This is a genomic window from Mariniphaga anaerophila (assembly GCF_900129025.1).
In the GTDB taxonomy this organism is placed as follows: domain Bacteria; phylum Bacteroidota; class Bacteroidia; order Bacteroidales; family Prolixibacteraceae; genus Mariniphaga; species Mariniphaga anaerophila.
The window spans coordinates 424,750-441,394 of the sequence record NZ_FQUM01000001.1 but is presented as its reverse complement, the minus strand read 5'-3'; the positions used below and the strand labels follow the sequence as shown (position 1 = coordinate 441,394).

The window sequence follows — 16,645 nt, the reverse complement described above, 5'->3', positions numbered from 1 at the left end:
TTTCATTATATGAGTAATATTTTCTTTTTAGTTCCATTTGCTTCGTTATTAGCTTTGGCTTTTGCGTGGGTGTTCTTCAAATCGATGATGAAGAATTCAGAGGGAACGCCCCGCATGAAAGAGATTGCGCAATACGTTCGTGAAGGCGCCATGGCCTATTTAAAGAGGCAGTATAAAGTGGTGACTATTGTTTTTGTCATTCTATTTATACTTCTCACAATTATGGCCTACTTTAATGTGCAGAACCCGTTTGTGCCAATCGCGTTTCTTAGCGGTGGTTTCTTTTCAGGGCTTTGTGGTTTTCTCGGAATGAAAACTGCAACATTTGCCTCTGCACGTACAGCGCACGGAGCATCGCAGTCGTTAAATAAAGGGTTGCAGGTAGCTTTCCGCAGTGGCGCCGTTATGGGCCTCGTGGTTGTTGGTTTTGCATTGCTTGATATTGCAGCCTGGTTTTTAATTCTGAACGACCTGGTTTATACTCCCGATAACATGGCCAACGGATTGCATTTTCTGGGACTGGATTTCGTTCATGCACATCCTGAATATGTAGTAAACGGTGTTATTAGCGAAGTTGGCGAAAAAGCGAAATTGGTAGAGATAACAGTAACCATGTTAACTTTTGGTATGGGTGCTTCTACGCAGGCGTTATTTGCACGTGTGGGTGGTGGTATTTATACAAAGGCTGCCGACGTGGGTGCCGACCTTGTTGGTAAAGTTGAAGCCGGTATTCCGGAAGATGATCCGCGTAACCCCGCTACTATTGCCGATAATGTTGGTGATAATGTTGGTGACGTAGCCGGAATGGGTGCCGACCTGTATGAATCGTATGCCGGTTCTATTTTGGCAACTGCTGCATTAGGAGCTTCGTTGCCTGCATTGGTTATGAAAGACGCCGGTTTAACTGCATACCAGGCAGTTTTGGCGCCAATGGTTGTTGCAGCCATCGGAATTATCCTGTCCATTATTGGAATTTTTATGGTTCGTACCAAAGAGTCTGCTACGCAGAAGAACCTGCTTAACGCACTGTTGTTGGGAACCGGAGGCAGTTCGCTGTTAATTCTGATTGCCATGATTGGTTTGGTTATGCTTGGTTGGGTAACCTGGGGCGTTTTTTGGGCTGTTGTTATCGGTCTTGCTGCCGGGGTAATTATTGGCCAGGCTACCGAGTATTATACTTCAGATGAATATAAGCCTACAAAAGGTATTGCAAAACAGGCACAGCAGGGGCCTGCCACTACTATTATTGACGGTATTGCCGTTGGAATGTATTCAACCTGGATTCCTGTTGTGACTATTGTTTTAGGTATTATGGGCGCATTTTGGGCAGCCGGCGGTGCACAGCATTTTGCCATGGGCGTTTACGGAATTGGTTTTGCCGCTGTTGGAATGCTTTCTACTTTGGGAATTACCCTTGCAACCGATGCTTTTGGTCCGATTGCGGATAACGCAGGAGGAAACGCTGAAATGGCAGAACTCGATCCGCAGGTGCGCGAACGTACCGATGCGCTTGATATGCTGGGGAATACAACTGCTGCTACAGGAAAAGGTTTTGCAATTGGTTCTGCCGCACTTACGGCAATGGCGCTTATTTCGGCTTACATGGAAGAAGTTCGTCTTTGGTTCGATAAAATTGCTAAAACCGGAGAAGGATTTGTTACCAAAGGTGGCTATGTTTTTTATAACGATGTTGTTCCTGCTGTAGAAGAAGGAGTGAGAACCGTTAAAATTTCAGCTGCATCTGTAAAAGATTTTTCAGCTGCATACGACATTACGCTGTTCAATCCATTGTTCCTCGGAGGTCTTTTTCTTGGAGCCATGATGGCGTTTGTATTTAGTGCAATGACCATGAAAGCAGTTGGTCGTGCTGCCGGCGCAATGGTTGAAGAAGTACGTCGTCAGTTCCGCGAAATAAAAGGTATTCTGGAAGGCAAAGCTGTTCCTGAATATGCAAAATGTGTTGAAATTTCAACAAGAGGTGCACAACGCGAAATGTTGCTGCCTTCGCTGGTAGCTATTATTGTTCCGGTAGTTGTTGGTGCAACAATGGGAGTTGCCGGCGTTGTGGGATTGCTTGCCGGCGGTTTAACTTCCGGTTTTACCCTGGCTGTTTATATGAATAATGCCGGCGGTGCATGGGACAATGCCAAAAAGTTTATTGAAAAAGGAAATTACGGTGGAAAGGGCGGAGAAGCGCACAAAGCTGGCGTAGTTGGCGATACTGTTGGTGACCCGTTTAAGGATACTTCGGGGCCTTCATTAAATATTCTGATTAAGCTTATGACAATGGTTTCGGTTGTAATGGCCGGTTTAACTGTTACATTAAGTCTTCTCTAATAAATGTTGACTGAAGAGAAAAGCCATCTGTAGTTAATGCAGGTGGCTTTTTTGTTGGTGAAAGTACGGCTAATCACCGGTTTAAATCGGGTATCGAAAATATCGAAAATAAATTGCCGGCAAATTGAGTCCGTTCTTGAACAAAATCTTTTTATATTTAGTTACTTTAAATATGAGTATTAACTAAAAATCAATGAATATGGCAGATCTCTCTACTACCTATATGGGTATAAAACTGAAGAATCCTTTGATTTTGGGTTCAAATAATCTGGTGGTAAAACCAGGTGTCCCCGAACAACTCGAAGAAGCCGGAGTAGGTGCTATTGTATATAAATCGCTTTTTGAAGAACAGGTTCAACTCGAAGACCTTCAGATGTCTGAAGATTTGGCCGAATACGAATACCGTAATGCGGAGATGGAACGTTTGTTTCCGGTAATTGAACATGCCGGTCCTAAGGAACATTTGTTTAATTTGGAAAAGCTGAAGAAAAGCGTGAGTATTCCGGTAATTGCAAGCCTGAATGCCATTTACGAACCAACCTGGATAGAATACGCGAAAGAACTTGAAAAGACAGGAGTTGATGGGCTGGAGCTGAATTTGTATGCTGTTCCCGGTTATTTCGAAGTTTCAGGCCAGTCCATTGAAGACAAGCAGGTGCAGGTTGTTCGGGCGGTTAAGCAGGCAGTTAATATTCCGGTAAGTGTAAAAATAAGTCTGTTTTACACCAACCCGCTTAATTTTATTAAGAAGGTTGACGAAGCAGGCGCTGACGCCTACGTGCTATTTAACCGGTTTTTTCAGCCCGATGTGGATGTTGATGCCGAAGAATTTTATTTCCCGTGGAATTTGAGCAACCGGAAAGACCACCTGATGGCTTTGCGTTTTGCCGGTTTATTGTATGGAAATCTGGATGGCAGCATTTGTGCCAGCAGGGGAGTTTACAACGCCAAAGATGTAATAAAACTGGTGCTTGCAGGAGCCGATACGGTGCAGTTAGTAAGTACAATTTATAAAAATAAACCTGAAGTGGTTACCGAGATTCTAAAGGATCTGAGTAATTGGATGGACGAACACGAATACAAAACGCTTGACGATTTCAGGGGAAAATTGTCGCGCAAAAATTTGAAAGATCCTTTTGTGTACCAGCGTGGCCAGTATGTGGATATTTTGATGAAATCTGACGATGTGTTCAAAAAGTACCCGATGGTATAGTTTTGTAATTACTATAAACATGGAAAAGCTGCTTAAAACAACTGTTTGAGCAGCTTTCTTATTTTTTACATAGTTTGCTTTTTCAAAAAAGGAAAGTGGATTATTGTCAGCGAGTTGATACTGCCAACAATTCCGTTTATGTTTAGAGCAAGTTACCGGTTTGTTTCAGTGAAAAGCCGGAAGAATATTAGCTGGGCAACAGAGGTGGTTGACACACGTCCGAAGCAGGGATTTTAGCTTTTTGTCTAACAAAAGAGTAGGCCAATGAATGAGACTGTTGTACGAACGATAATTGGATGGCTTTTCAGGGACAGATTGGAAATGACAGAGAACTATTTGTCGGGTGCCTGTTTTCCATTCCCCGAAACCGTTTTCTTTTGGTATTTTTACAGAATAATATTATTGAAAAAAGTACAGTGGATTACAGAGATATTGTTTTTTTGTCGGTGGCCGAGAACCTGAGTTTTTCCAGGGCTGCAGAAGGGTTGAATATTAGCCAGCCTGCTGTTACCATGCATATCAAGGAAATAGAAGAACGGTATCATACCAATCTTTTTGAGCGCAAGGGGAATAAAATTTACCTCACAAAAGCCGGCGAAAAAGTCTACAACGCTTTTAAACAAATTGAGCAGAAATACCGGAATCTCGATTTCGAAATAGGGCAGATGCACAATAGCTTTTCCGGTGAGTTTATTATCGGTGCAAGTTCAACAATTTCACAGTACGTTATTCCAAAAGTTATTGCTTCGTTTCACAAACGATATCCCAAAATTCGGATTTTGCTGATGAACGGCAACTCGTTTGAGATGGAAAAATTGTTGCTTAATAATGAGGTTGACATGGCGCTTGTCGAAAATTATTCGTCTCAATCTGGCATTCGGTACAAATATTTTTTAGATGACGAATTAATTGTTGTTACCGGAAAAAACAGTGTTTACGCTAAGCGGGAAACCATCAGTAAAGACGATCTGGTGCAGTTTCCGATTGTGCTGAGAGAGCAGGGATCCGGAACGCTTGAAGTGATTCAGCAGGCACTTTTGCAGCAAGGAATCGGTTTCGAAAAACTGAATACATTTATTCATCTTGGCAGCACAGAGGCCATCAAAAATTTTTTGTTGGATTTTGACGGGGTTGCCATTGTGTCCGAAAAAGCCGTTCAGACCGAGCTGTACCTGAAAACACTTGTGAAACTGAAAGTGACCGGATTTACCATTCCGCGTAAATTTCGCATCGCTTACAAAATGGGGCACAAAAGCCGGCAGGTTGAATTGTTCGAGAATTTTCTTTTTGCTTATAACATATAGTTATTGCTGATAAAAAATCGGTATTTGTTTTGATTATGACTGGCCGCTACTTTTGCAGAAAAAAAATTCTGCATGAAAAGACTTACAACAATTAGTGTCCCGGTTGAAATCGAAAGAAGAAATGAAAAGTTAAACTGGCTGTATTTTGTTATAATCGGCGTTTGTTTTCTGCCGTTTGTTTCTCCTGCGATTGCATTATTTATAGGAATAGTGCTTTCCCTTATCGGAATAAAACACGAGAGTTTACATAATTACACATCGAAGGTTCTTCAGCTTTCCATTGTGCTGATGGGATTTGGAATGAGTCTGGGCGAAGTAATTACAGCATCAAAAAGCGGTTTTATCGAAACCGTGTTTTCCGTTACAACGGTAATGCTTTTGGGAATCTTACTGGGCAAAATTTTCGGGGTAGAAAAAAACATAACATTGCTGATTGCTTCGGGCACCGCCATTTGCGGAGGAAGTGCCATTGCTGCCGTTGCTCCAATTCTTAACAGTAAAAGTTACCAAAACTCATTTGCGTTAATTGTGGTGTTTGTTTTAAACGCAGTTGCCTTGTTTTTATTTCCGTTTGTGGGACATAAACTGGGCTTGAGCCAGGAGGTTTTTGGCAACTGGGCAGCCATTTCAATTCACGATACCAGCTCTGTGGTTGGAGCAGGAGCCATTTATGGCGAAAAAGCCTTGCAAATTGCTACTACGGTTAAATTAATCAGAGCGTTGTGGATAATACCGTTATCGCTGGTAGTTGTGTTTTTAAACAAAGGCAGCGAAAAAAAGCGCATTAAATTTCCGTGGTTTATTTTGCTGTTCGCTCTGGCAATTGTATTTGCCAATTTTTTCCCGTCGTTTAATACGAGTTACGCACACTTTAGCTGGTTAGGCAGGCGAGGAATGGTAGTGGCTTTATTTCTGATTGGTTCAAACATCACCATTAAACAAATAAAACAGTCGGGGGTAAAAAGCTTTGCGCTTGGTATTACATTGTGGGCAGTTATTGCCGCCGGTTCTCTGTTTTTCTTAACACGTTAAAAGATGCCAAATATCTGGATCATTGTAATAATTATATTTTCAAGTTTGATAAAAGGAATAACCGGCTTTGGTTTTGCACTTTTTTCGTTTCCGCTGTTGCTCATGTGGTACGCTCCCAAGGAGATTATTCCGGTTTTAATGATTTGCAATTTAATTGCTTCCATTATGATTGTCCTCCAGAAAAAGGAGCACAAACTTCTCGATAAACAGTCGTATTTGTTAATTGGGGCAGGAGGTGTTTTTACCGTTTTCGGGGTACTTGCATTAAGTGCTTCTGATGGAAAAGTTCTGGTGCATCTTTCGGGCGTACTATTTATTATTCTCACACTCTATTCCGTTTTGAGGAAAAAGCGGAAGGATAACAGGATGCCCACCTTTGCGTATCTTGCAGCAGGTGCATTTATCGGTTTTTTAACAGGAGCTGTTTCGGTTAGCGGCCCGCCGCTGGCTCTGTTTCTGAACCGGGCAAACATAAGCAACAGAAAGTTCCGCGAAATATTCGCAGCGTTTAGTGTAATTACGGCAACAATAGCAATTGCCGGGTATTTTCGCGCCGGAATGATTACAGCGCAAACACTAAAAACTTCGTTAATATTTACACCAATTCTTCTGGCTGGAACCGTTTTCGGAAAAAAGTTAAACACCCGAATGTCGATGGTGAGTTTTCAGTCGGTTAATATTGTTCTTACCTTGATATTAAGTGTTCTGCTTATTATTAATTAACCTGGCGGTTAGGGACTCAATTTTACAGAATATTATTTTGGTGGACGCAAACAGGATGAAATGATAAGCAGATATTTTTTTCTAACATAACATTGGAAAAAAGGGGGTTTGAAAGCCCAAAAGTATCGTGTGTTTTTAAAATCAATTTCCTATCTTTCGGGTTCAAAACGTAGCTATGCCAAAATTCCCGCATTATCTGCAACCCGATGCAATGGACTGTGGTCCCACGTGCCTGCGGATCGTTGCGAAATATTTTGGGAAACACTACAATCTGGAAACACTTCGGGAACTGACGTGGAAAACCCGTGAGGGGGTTTCTCTACTTACTATAAGCGATGCTGCTGAAAAAATCGGATTTCGTACGCAGGGCGTGCGCATAACTGTTGAGCAACTGAAGGATGCACCTTTCCCGGCTATAGTTCACTGGACTCAGAATCATTTTGTTGTTCTTTATAAAGTAAAACGAAAAGGCAGGGACGATGCCGAGTTTTTTGTGTCTGATCCGGCTCACGGATTGATTAAGTACACTCAGGAAGATTTTGTTAAATATTGGGCTTCTACGCAGCAGGATGGCAGCCTGGCAGGAATTGCCCTGCTTTTGGAGCCAACATCCGATTTTTATGTGGAAGAAGGTGAGAAGGTGAACAAAACCGGTTTCGGTTACCTTTTTTCGTACCTGAAACCATATAAAAAACTGATTACACAGCTTTTGCTGGGTTTTCTTACCGGTAGTATTCTGAGCCTTATTTTTCCTTTTCTGACACAGGCAATTGTTGATGTTGGTATCACCACAAATAACCTCAGCTTTATTGTGCTGGTGCTTGTTGCGCAGTTGGTGCTAACGGCAAGTCAAACTGCCGTTGGGTTTATTCGAAGCTGGATTATGCTCCACACCAGTGCTCGGGTAAGTATTTCGCTTATTTCCGATTTTCTTATAAAACTGATGAAGTTGCCGATACGGTTTTTCGATACCAAACTGATTGGCGACCTCAGGCAAAGAATAGACGATAACCAGCGTATTCAGAGTTTTCTTACCGAGAATCTGGTCAGTATGTCATTCGGCATTTTTATTTTTATCATTTACAGTTTTGTAATGGCTTACTACGACTGGGCTATCCTTCTTATTTTTTATGCAGGAAGCGCTTTGTATGTGCTGTGGATTCTTTTGTTTCTGAAAAAGCGAAAAGAGATCGATTACAAGAAGTTCAACGTAGCATCGGCCAATCAGAGCAACGTTTATCAGTTGATTACCGGAATGCAGGAAATTAAACTGAACAACTGCGAGAAACAAAAGAGATGGGAGTGGGAACGTATTCAGGCCAAATTGTTTCGGGTGAGCGTAAGAGGGCTTATGTTGAATCAGAACCAGCAGGCCGGGTCAATTTTTATCAATCAGGTAAAAAATATTCTCATCTCGTTTATTGCTGCAAAAGGCGTGGTCGAGGGAAATATGACTCTTGGGATGATGATGGCCATACAATATATAATAGGCCAGTTAAATGGGCCGATTAACGAGTTTATCGGTTTTGTTCAGGCCGGGCAGGATGCAAAAATAAGTTTGGAAAGGCTTGGCGAAATTCACCAGCACGATGATGAAGAGAATCCGGAAGTTCAGAAAAACAATGAGCTGCCTTCCCGAAAAGACATCTCAATTTCAGGTGTTTCTTTTCATTACGAAGGGCCAAAGTCGCCACGCGTTCTTAATAATATTCATCTGACAATTCCAGAAAATAAAGTAACTGCCATTGTGGGAGCCAGCGGCTCCGGAAAAACAACCCTGGTTAAATTGCTGCTTGGTTTTTATCCACCGTACGAAGGTAAAATTGAAGTTGGTGGAATTGGGCTGCAGCAGTTCAATATGGAGATGTGGCGTAGCAACTGCGGTGTGGTTATGCAGGACGGGTTTATTTTTTCCGATTCGATAGCCAGCAATATTGCGGTAGCCGACGATTTTCCGGATCGGGAAAAGTTGCGCCGTGCCGTTGAAATAGCAAACATTGGTGAATATATTGAGAGCCTCCCGCTGCGGTACAACACCAAAATAGGGCAGGAGGGAACCGGCTTGAGTCAGGGGCAGAAACAACGTATTTTAATTGCCCGTGCTGTGTACAAAGACCCGCGGTATCTTTTTTTCGATGAAGCAACAAATGCGTTGGATGCCAATAACGAAAAGGTGATTATGGAAAATCTTTCCGCCTTTTTTAAGGGACGCACCGTGGTGACAGTCGCACACCGATTGAGCACTGTGAAAAATGCGGACCTTATTGTTGTGCTTGATAAAGGCGAAATTGTTGAGACAGGAACTCACAGCGAACTGGCTGCAAAAAGAGGCGCATATTATGAGTTGGTGAAAAATCAGTTGGAGTTGGGAAATTGATAATTTGTGAAATTGAAATATTACAAAATGGAATAACATTATGAGTTGTCTTTCAATTCAAAAAATAAGTGCTTACAGTAAGTCTTTTGATTTTTCAGACGAAGCTTGGAAGGTTGTTATCAAAAGAGATTGTTTTGTAAAGGATGCAATCGGAAGACAGTTTGCCAGAGCGGTTGATTCAATTTCTGCTAATATTTTTGAAGGATTTTACCGGTATTTACAGCACCATAATTTAACAGTTTAACAATTTGTCAGATAATAATCACATAGAGTTGCGTTCAGAGGAGGTGCAGGAAATTTTAGGCACTCCGCCCCGGTGGATAATCCGATGGGGAATTACTATTATGTTACTTGTGGTTTTGGTGTTGCTTACGGGCAGTTACTTTTATAAATACCCTGATATAATTAGTGCGCGGGTAACTATTCTCTCCGAAAATCCTCCGGTGCAGATTGTGGCTAAATCAAACGGCAAACTCGATCAGCTTTTTGTTGAGAACAACCAACATGTGGAATCTGATGAAATTTTGGGAGTGGTTGAAAATACGGCAAATTACAAAGATGCGTATCGCCTTTTGGAAAAGCTTCAAACCATCGGTTTATGGTTTAATTCTCCCGTTCAATTTAACGAAATTTCGTTTTCAGAACATTACAGTTTAGGGCAATATCATCCGTATTTGTCATCGTTTGAAAGCCAGTTGCGCAGTTATCAGACGTTTCTGACATACAACCCATACAATCAGCGTATTGAATCGTTGCAGAAACAGGTGCAGGATTACAAAAATTACTTTGAACGTTCGAGAGACCAGATTGTGGTTTTGAGGCAGGACTACGAGTTGGCTTTTAATCAGTTTTATCGTGATTCCACGCTGTATCGTCAGCAAATTATGTCGGAAGTGGATTATGAAAAGTCGAAAGCGGCTATGTTGAAACAAAAGTATTCGTACCAAAATGCGATGACCGGGCTGGCCAATACGCAGATTACAATGAATAACCTACAGCAGCAAATTCAGGAGCAGGAAGTGTTGAAAGCTGAAGCGGGGAGCCAGTTGCTTGCCACACTAAAAGAGCGTTATGATAACTTGAACAATCAGTTGAAAGAATGGGAGCAACTTTATGTTCTGAAAACCCCGATTCAGGGACGGATAACATTTACCAGCGTCTGGAGTCCCAATCAGTTTATAAATGCCGGAGATGTAGTTTTTACGGTGGTTCCGGAAAAGGAACAAACAATAATTGGCCGGGCGACAGTACCCATTGCAGGTGCCGGAAAGGTAGAAGTAGGACAGCGAGTAAACATAAAACTCGACAATTATCCGCATATCGAATATGGAATAGTTAGCGGCCGGGTGACCAACATTTCTATGGTTCCCGTGATAACTGATAAAGGTGCATTTTATACCGCCGAAATTTCGCTTGAAAATAGTCTGGTAACTAACTACAACAGAGAACTTCCGTTTAATCAGGAGATGCAGGGGGAGGCAGAAATTGTAACTAAAGACCGCCGGTTGCTCGAACGGCTGATTGAACCCCTGGTTTCGATAATGAGAGAACGGATGTAATCCCTTCACTTATTACACTTTCCAATCTTAATTTTTTGAAAAAAAAGAACGAAAAGGTTTGTTCTTTCCTCAAAATTAGTACTTTTGCGTGCCGTTTTTTCAGGGGAGAACTGTTTTTTGCCGCTGAAAACATGGTAGATATTGAAATTTAGCATATTTTTGCAATCCATTTTTTGGATTGATTATTAATAAATAAAAACAGGTATTTATGCCAACGATTCAACAGTTAGTTAGAAAAGGAAGACAAAGCAAGGTGGAGACCAGTAAGTCTCCTGCCCTTGATTCATGCCCACAGAGGCGTGGGGTGTGTGTACGTGTTTACACCACAACACCTAAAAAACCGAATTCGGCTATGCGTAAAGTAGCCAGGGTAAGGCTTACCAACGGAAAAGAAGTGAATGCTTATATTCCGGGAGAAGGCCACAACCTGCAGGAACACTCCATAGTTTTGGTACGTGGCGGCAGGGTTAAAGACCTTCCTGGTGTACGTTACCACTTAGTAAGAGGTGCTCTTGATACCGCCGGAGTTGAAGGGCGTTTACAACGTCGTTCAAAATATGGCGCAAAAAAACCGAAAAAGTAATAATTAAAGTTTAGTTGTAAAATCGTTATTTACAGTGGTTTGGTTGAGTAAGTAAATCTTTCAAGTCTTCCGAAGATAAGCTGAAGGCCGCTTTTTAGCAACCAATTTAAATAACACTAAAAGTATTAAAAATGAGAAAGACAAAACCAAAGAAGCGAATTCTTCTACCGGATCCAAAATTTCATGACACTTTGGTAACCCGGTTTGTCAACGATTTAATGCAGGACGGTAAAAAGTCTGTGGCTTACACCATTTTTTACGATACGCTTAACCTCGTAGAACAACGTGTGAAAGATACAGAGCTTTCTCCGCTTGAAATTTGGAAAAAGGCCCTCGAAAACGTTACTCCTGCAGTGGAAGTAAAAAGCCGCCGTGTTGGGGGTGCAACTTTTCAGGTTCCTATGGAAATCAGGCCCGAAAGAAAAACGGCCATCAGTATTAAAAACCTGATTTTGTTTGCTCGCAAACGTTCAGGTAAATCAATGTCAGATAAGCTGTCAGCTGAAATTGTAGCCGCATTCAATAGTGAAGGTGGAGCTTTCAAAAAGAAAGAAGATACACACCGTATGGCTGAGGCTAACCGTGCATTCGCACACTTCAGATTTTAGTTTAGATATAGTTAATGGTAAGGATTAGAATATTGGTAAAATGAGTACTACTAAACAAGATCTGAAAGACACAAGGAATATTGGGATTATGGCCCATATTGATGCGGGCAAAACTACCGTATCAGAACGTATTTTGTATTACACCGGTTTAACACACCGCCTGGGTGAAACACACGACGGTTCTGCTACAATGGACTGGATGGAACAAGAGCAGGAGAGGGGAATTACAATTACCTCGGCTGCAACTACTACGTTCTGGAATTACAAAGATATTCATCATAAGATTAATATTATTGATACCCCCGGACACGTTGACTTTACAGTGGAAGTTGAACGTTCGTTGAGGATTCTCGACGGAGCTGTTGCACTGTTTTGCGCAGTGGGTGGTGTTGAAGCACAGTCTGAAACCGTGTGGCGCCAGGCTGAAAAATATGGTGTTCCTAGAATTGCTTTCGTAAACAAAATGGATCGTCAGGGAGCTGACTTTTTTAATGTTTATGCTGAAATTCAAGAAAAATTAGGTGCAAATCCGGTTCCTCTTCAGATTCCGATCGGTGCAGAAGAAAGTTTCGAAGGTGTTATTGACCTTATCGAAATGAAAGCAGTACGCTGGTTTGATGATGAAAAAATGGGAACCAATTACAGTTTGGAAGAAATTCCGGCTGATTTGTTGGAACAAGCTGAAGAATGGCGTGGTAAGCTGGTTGAGTCAGTAGCCGAAGTTGATGATGCACTTCTGGAACGCTATTTTGACGATCCGGAATCCATCACCAAAGAGGAAATGTTGACCGTTATTCGTCGTGCAACTATCCAGGGAGTTATTATTCCGATGATGTGTGGTTCGGCGTTTAAAAATAAAGGAATCCAGCGTTTGCTCGATGCAATTTGTGCTTTCCTTCCAAGTCCGATTGATAATGGACATATTACAGGTGTTAATCCTGATACTGATAAAGAAGTAACACGTACTGCAGATGTAAATGAACCGCTGACTGCTTTGGCATTTAAAATTGCTACAGACCCGTTTGTCGGCCGTTTGGCATACATCCGTGTTTACTCTGGTAAAATCGAATCCGGCTCTCAGGTTCTGAATACAAGAACCGGTAAAAAAGAACGGATTTCGCGTTTGTATCAGATGCATTCAAACAAACAAAATCCGAAGGACATAATTGAAGCTGGAGATATTTGTGCCGCAGTTGGGTTCAAAGATATTCGCACAGGCGATACGCTGTGCGATTTGAAAAGCCCGATTGTACTTGAAAGCATGGATTTCCCGGAACCGGTAATCGGTATTGCAGTTGAGCCAAAATCTCAGAAAGATATCGATCGGTTATCAAATGGTCTTTCTAAACTAGCAGAAGAAGACCCGACCTTCAAAGTAAACACTGATCAGGATTCTGGTCAGACCGTTATTCGTGGAATGGGTGAGTTACACCTCGAAATTATTATCGATCGTCTTCGCAGGGAATTTAAAGTAGAATGTAACCAGGGCGCTCCACAGGTAGCATACAAAGAAGCTATCAGCCAGTTGGTAGATTTACGTGAAGTATTCAAGAAACAAACCGGTGGTCGTGGTAAATTCGCTGATATCGTTGTTAAAATTGAACCTGCCGATGAAGGAAAAGTTGGTTTGGAATTTATCGATCAGGTAAAAGGCGGAAACATTCCGCGTGAATATATACCTTCTGTTCAGAAAGGTTTTACAGAAGCTATGAGAAATGGCCCGCTTGCAGGATTTCCTGTTGACAGCTTAAAAGTAACACTGCTTGATGGTTCATTCCACCCGGTGGATTCAGATCAGCTGTCGTTCGAAATTTGTGCTCGTCAGGCATTCAGAAAAGCAGCATCAAAAGCTGGTCCGAAGTTACTCGAACCTATAATGAAGCTGGAGATTGTTACTCCGGAAGAATACATGGGTGATATTATTGGCGACTTAAACCGTCGTCGTGGAGAAGTAACCGGAATGGTAACTAAAGGAAATGCCCGCGTGGTTCATGCAAAAGTTCCATTGTCAGAGCAGTTTGGTTACGTTACCGTTTTACGTACTTTATCTTCCGGAAGGGCTACTTCATCTATGGAATTTTCCAATTACCAGGAAGTTCCGAAGAGCCTCGCAGAGAAAGTACTGGAAAATGTACAGGGAAAAGTTGATTTATTATAAATATTTTTAACAGAGTTCTCATCATGAGCCAAAAGATCAGAATTAAGCTGAAATCGTACGATCACAATCTGGTTGACAAATCGGCTGAGAAGATTGTTAAAACTGTAAAAACTACTGGTGCTGTAGTTAGCGGTCCTATTCCGCTACCTACACACAAAAGGGTTTTCACTGTTTTGCGGTCTACCTTTGTAAATAAAAAATCAAGGGAACAGTTTCAGTTGTCATCTTACAAACGTTTGATCGACATTTACAGCTCAACGGCAAAAACAATCGACGCATTAATGAAACTGGAATTACCCAGTGGCGTCGAAGTAGAAATTAAAGTTTGATAATTTAAAAAGTAGTCGAAATGGCTGGTATTATTGGAAAAAAAATCGGAATGACATCCGTATTCAGTGTTGAGGGGAAAAACATCCCATGCACTGTGATTGAAGCCGGTCCTTGTGTGGTTACACAAGTTAAGACCAAGGAAAAAGAAGGCTACGACGCGTTACAGCTTGCTTACGGCGAGAAAAAAGAAAAGAGAGCCACGAAAGCAGAATTCGGGCACTTTAAAAAAGCCGGAACAACGCCAAAACGCCAAGTAGTTGAATTTAAAGACACCTACCAGGACGAATTCCAACTGGGAGAAGTTGTTACTGTTGACATATTCCAGGAAATGGATTATGTTGATGTAGTTGGAGTTTCTAAAGGTAAAGGATTTCAGGGGGTTGTAAAACGTTACAACTTTAGAGGGGTTAACGATCAAACCCACGGTCAGCACAACAGGTTGCGCGCACCAGGTTCTATCGGTGCATCATCTTGGCCAAGCCGCGTTTTTAAAGGAATGCGCATGGCCGGAAGAACAGGTAACGATAATGTTACCATTGAAAACCTGATGGTGATGAAAGTAATTCCTGAGAAGAATTTGTTAGTGGTGAAAGGTTCAGTGCCTGGCGCCAAAGGTTCATACTTAATTATTAGGAAACAATGGAACTAAGTGTACTGAATAAAGAAGGGAAAGAAACCGGACGTAAAATTACTTTAAACGACCGGATATTTGGGGTAGAACCAAGCGACCATGCAATTTATCTGGATGTAAAACAGTACCTGGCAAACAAACGTCAGGGAACACATAAAGCTAAAGAACGTGCAGATGTTTCTGGAAGTACCCGCAAAATTAAAAGGCAAAAAGGTACAGGTACTGCACGTGCCGGTAGCATAAAGTCACCCGTATTTCGTGGTGGTGGTACCGTTTTCGGACCACGCCCCAAGAGCTACGAGTTTAAACTGAACAAAAAGGTTAAACAGTTGGCCAGGAAATCGGCTTTAACATACAAAGCCCGCGAAAACAGTATCCTGGTTCTTGAAGATTTTAATTTGGAAGCTCCAAAGACAAAAGAAATCGTGACAATAAAAAGTAATTTGCAAATTGCTGATAAAAAGTCACTTTTCGTTTTACCAGCCGAAAATAATAATATATATTTGTCGTCCAGAAATTTACAGGATGTTTCGGTTGTAATTGCTTCTGAATTAAATACATACCAAATTTTGAACGCAAAATCTATTGTTCTTCTCGAAGGTTCTGTGAAGAAGATAGAAGAAGCATTTAAACTTTAAGGCGATTAAAAAATGGATATTTTAATAAAACCATTGGTTACCGAGAAAATGAATGAGCAGTCCGAACGGTTCAACCGTTACGGGTTTGTTGTTGTAAAAGCGGCTACGAAACCACAAATTAAAAATGCGGTTGAAAGCCTTTACAACGTTAAGGTAGATTCTATTAACACAATGGTATATGGTGGTAAAATGAAATCACGTTATACCAAGTCTGGGATTATTACCGGAAAAACTACTGCTTATAAAAAGGCCATAGTTACATTGGTCGAAGGAGATAGTATAGATTTTTACAGTAATATTTAATTATAAAAATGGCAGTAAGAAAATTGAAACCAGTAACTCCGGGTCAAAGGCACAAAATTATTGGCGCCTTTGATACCATTACTGCATCTACACCTGAAAAATCATTGTTGGAGCCCCTGCGGAAATCTGGAGGTAGGAACAACCAGGGCCGCATGACCATGAGGTATATAGGTGGGGGACACAAACGCAAATACCGTATTATCGATTTCAAACGCGATAAAGACGGTGTTGCCGCTGTTGTCGATTCTATTCAGTACGATCCGAACCGTTCTGCCCGTATCGCACTTCTTCAATACGAAGATGGCGAAAAAAGGTATATCGTTGCGCCTAACGGATTGCAAGTTGGGCAAACGCTAAAAAGCGGTGCCGGTGTCGAACCTGAAATAGGAAATACTCTCCCATTATCTGATATTCCTCTTGGAACATTGGTTCACAACATTGAACTTCGCCCCGGACAGGGCGGAATTATGGCACGTAGTGCAGGCGCCTATGCGCAATTGACCTCTCGTGAAGGTAAATACGCTGTATTAAAATTACCTTCAGGCGAATCTCGTATGGTACTCACTTCCTGCAGAGCAACTGTTGGAACTGTTGGAAATGCTGAGCACAACCTCGAACGCTCTGGTAAAGCCGGTCGTTCTCGTTGGTTAGGTAGAAGACCACGCGTACGTGGTGTTGTAATGAACCCGGTTGATCACCCAATGGGTGGTGGAGAAGGCCGTTCTTCAGGAGGACACCCACGCTCACGTAAAGGATTGCTCGCTAAAGGGTATAAAACCCGTTCCAAAAAGAAAGCTTCCAGCAAATACATTGTTGAACGTAGGAAAAAATAGTTAAAGAGAAAGAATT

The 16,645-nt window shown here is 41.7% G+C and carries 16 protein-coding genes; all 16 read left to right on the top strand.

Features of this window, described 5'->3' with window-relative positions:
• Positions 1-9 precede the first annotated feature (9 nt).
• The 16 genes from BUB08_RS01755 to rplB all read left to right on the top strand — a co-directional run bounded on the left by BUB08_RS01755 (position 10) and on the right by rplB (position 16,629).
• Positions 10-2,337 (top strand): sodium-translocating pyrophosphatase, encoded by a 2,328-nt coding sequence (locus BUB08_RS01755; RefSeq protein ID WP_072998347.1) that lies wholly within the window; start codon positions 10-12, stop codon positions 2,335-2,337.
• A 199-nt stretch (positions 2,338-2,536) separates the two neighbouring features.
• Positions 2,537-3,550, top strand: a complete 1,014-nt coding sequence (locus BUB08_RS01750; RefSeq protein WP_072998878.1) for a dihydroorotate dehydrogenase-like protein — start codon at positions 2,537-2,539, stop codon at positions 3,548-3,550.
• A gap of 296 nt (positions 3,551-3,846) precedes the next feature.
• The gene (locus BUB08_RS01740) at positions 3,847-4,854 is read left to right on the top strand and encodes a LysR family transcriptional regulator (protein ID WP_245820158.1); all 1,008 of its coding nucleotides are present in this window, start codon (positions 3,847-3,849) and stop codon (positions 4,852-4,854) included.
• Between the two features lie 72 nt (positions 4,855-4,926).
• A complete protein-coding gene (locus BUB08_RS01735; protein WP_072998343.1) occupies positions 4,927-5,886 on the top strand; it encodes a YeiH family protein in 960 nt (319 codons plus the stop codon).
• Positions 5,887-5,889: 3 nt separating this feature from the next.
• Positions 5,890-6,609 (top strand): sulfite exporter TauE/SafE family protein, encoded by a 720-nt coding sequence (locus BUB08_RS01730; protein WP_072998341.1) that lies wholly within the window; start codon positions 5,890-5,892, stop codon positions 6,607-6,609.
• Between the two features lie 175 nt (positions 6,610-6,784).
• Entirely contained in the window at positions 6,785-8,986 is a 2,202-nt protein-coding gene (locus tag BUB08_RS01725; protein ID WP_072998339.1) for a peptidase domain-containing ABC transporter, read from the top strand.
• A gap of 40 nt (positions 8,987-9,026) precedes the next feature.
• Positions 9,027-9,230, top strand: a complete 204-nt coding sequence (locus tag BUB08_RS01720) for a four helix bundle protein (protein ID WP_072998336.1) — start codon at positions 9,027-9,029, stop codon at positions 9,228-9,230.
• A gap of 4 nt (positions 9,231-9,234) precedes the next feature.
• Entirely contained in the window at positions 9,235-10,545 is a 1,311-nt protein-coding gene (locus BUB08_RS01715) for an HlyD family secretion protein (RefSeq protein WP_139249581.1), read from the top strand.
• Positions 10,546-10,753: 208 nt separating this feature from the next.
• Positions 10,754-11,128 (top strand): 30S ribosomal protein S12, encoded by a 375-nt coding sequence (rpsL, locus tag BUB08_RS01710; protein WP_072998333.1) that lies wholly within the window; start codon positions 10,754-10,756, stop codon positions 11,126-11,128.
• A gap of 131 nt (positions 11,129-11,259) precedes the next feature.
• A complete protein-coding gene (gene rpsG, locus BUB08_RS01705; RefSeq protein ID WP_072998331.1) occupies positions 11,260-11,736 on the top strand; it encodes a 30S ribosomal protein S7 in 477 nt (158 codons plus the stop codon).
• Positions 11,737-11,776: 40 nt separating this feature from the next.
• Positions 11,777-13,894 carry an elongation factor G gene (gene fusA, locus BUB08_RS01700; protein WP_072998329.1) on the top strand — a complete coding sequence of 706 codons (2,118 nt, stop codon included), beginning with the start codon at positions 11,777-11,779 and terminating at the stop codon, positions 13,892-13,894.
• A 23-nt stretch (positions 13,895-13,917) separates the two neighbouring features.
• On the top strand, positions 13,918-14,223 hold the full coding sequence (rpsJ, locus tag BUB08_RS01695; RefSeq protein ID WP_027472457.1) for a 30S ribosomal protein S10: 306 nt from the start codon (positions 13,918-13,920) through the stop codon (positions 14,221-14,223).
• Between the two features lie 20 nt (positions 14,224-14,243).
• On the top strand, positions 14,244-14,873 hold the full coding sequence (gene rplC, locus BUB08_RS01690; RefSeq protein WP_072998327.1) for a 50S ribosomal protein L3: 630 nt from the start codon (positions 14,244-14,246) through the stop codon (positions 14,871-14,873).
• Positions 14,864-15,493, top strand: a complete 630-nt coding sequence (gene rplD / locus BUB08_RS01685; protein ID WP_072998325.1) for a 50S ribosomal protein L4 — start codon at positions 14,864-14,866, stop codon at positions 15,491-15,493. The genes rplC and rplD overlap by 10 nt, the downstream gene beginning before the upstream one ends.
• 12 nt (positions 15,494-15,505) lie before the next feature.
• Positions 15,506-15,796, top strand: coding sequence for a 50S ribosomal protein L23 (rplW, locus tag BUB08_RS01680; RefSeq protein ID WP_072998323.1), 291 nt, complete (start codon positions 15,506-15,508; stop codon positions 15,794-15,796).
• Positions 15,797-15,804: 8 nt separating this feature from the next.
• Positions 15,805-16,629 carry a 50S ribosomal protein L2 gene (rplB, locus tag BUB08_RS01675; RefSeq protein ID WP_072998322.1) on the top strand — a complete coding sequence of 275 codons (825 nt, stop codon included), beginning with the start codon at positions 15,805-15,807 and terminating at the stop codon, positions 16,627-16,629.
• Positions 16,630-16,645 lie beyond the last annotated feature (16 nt).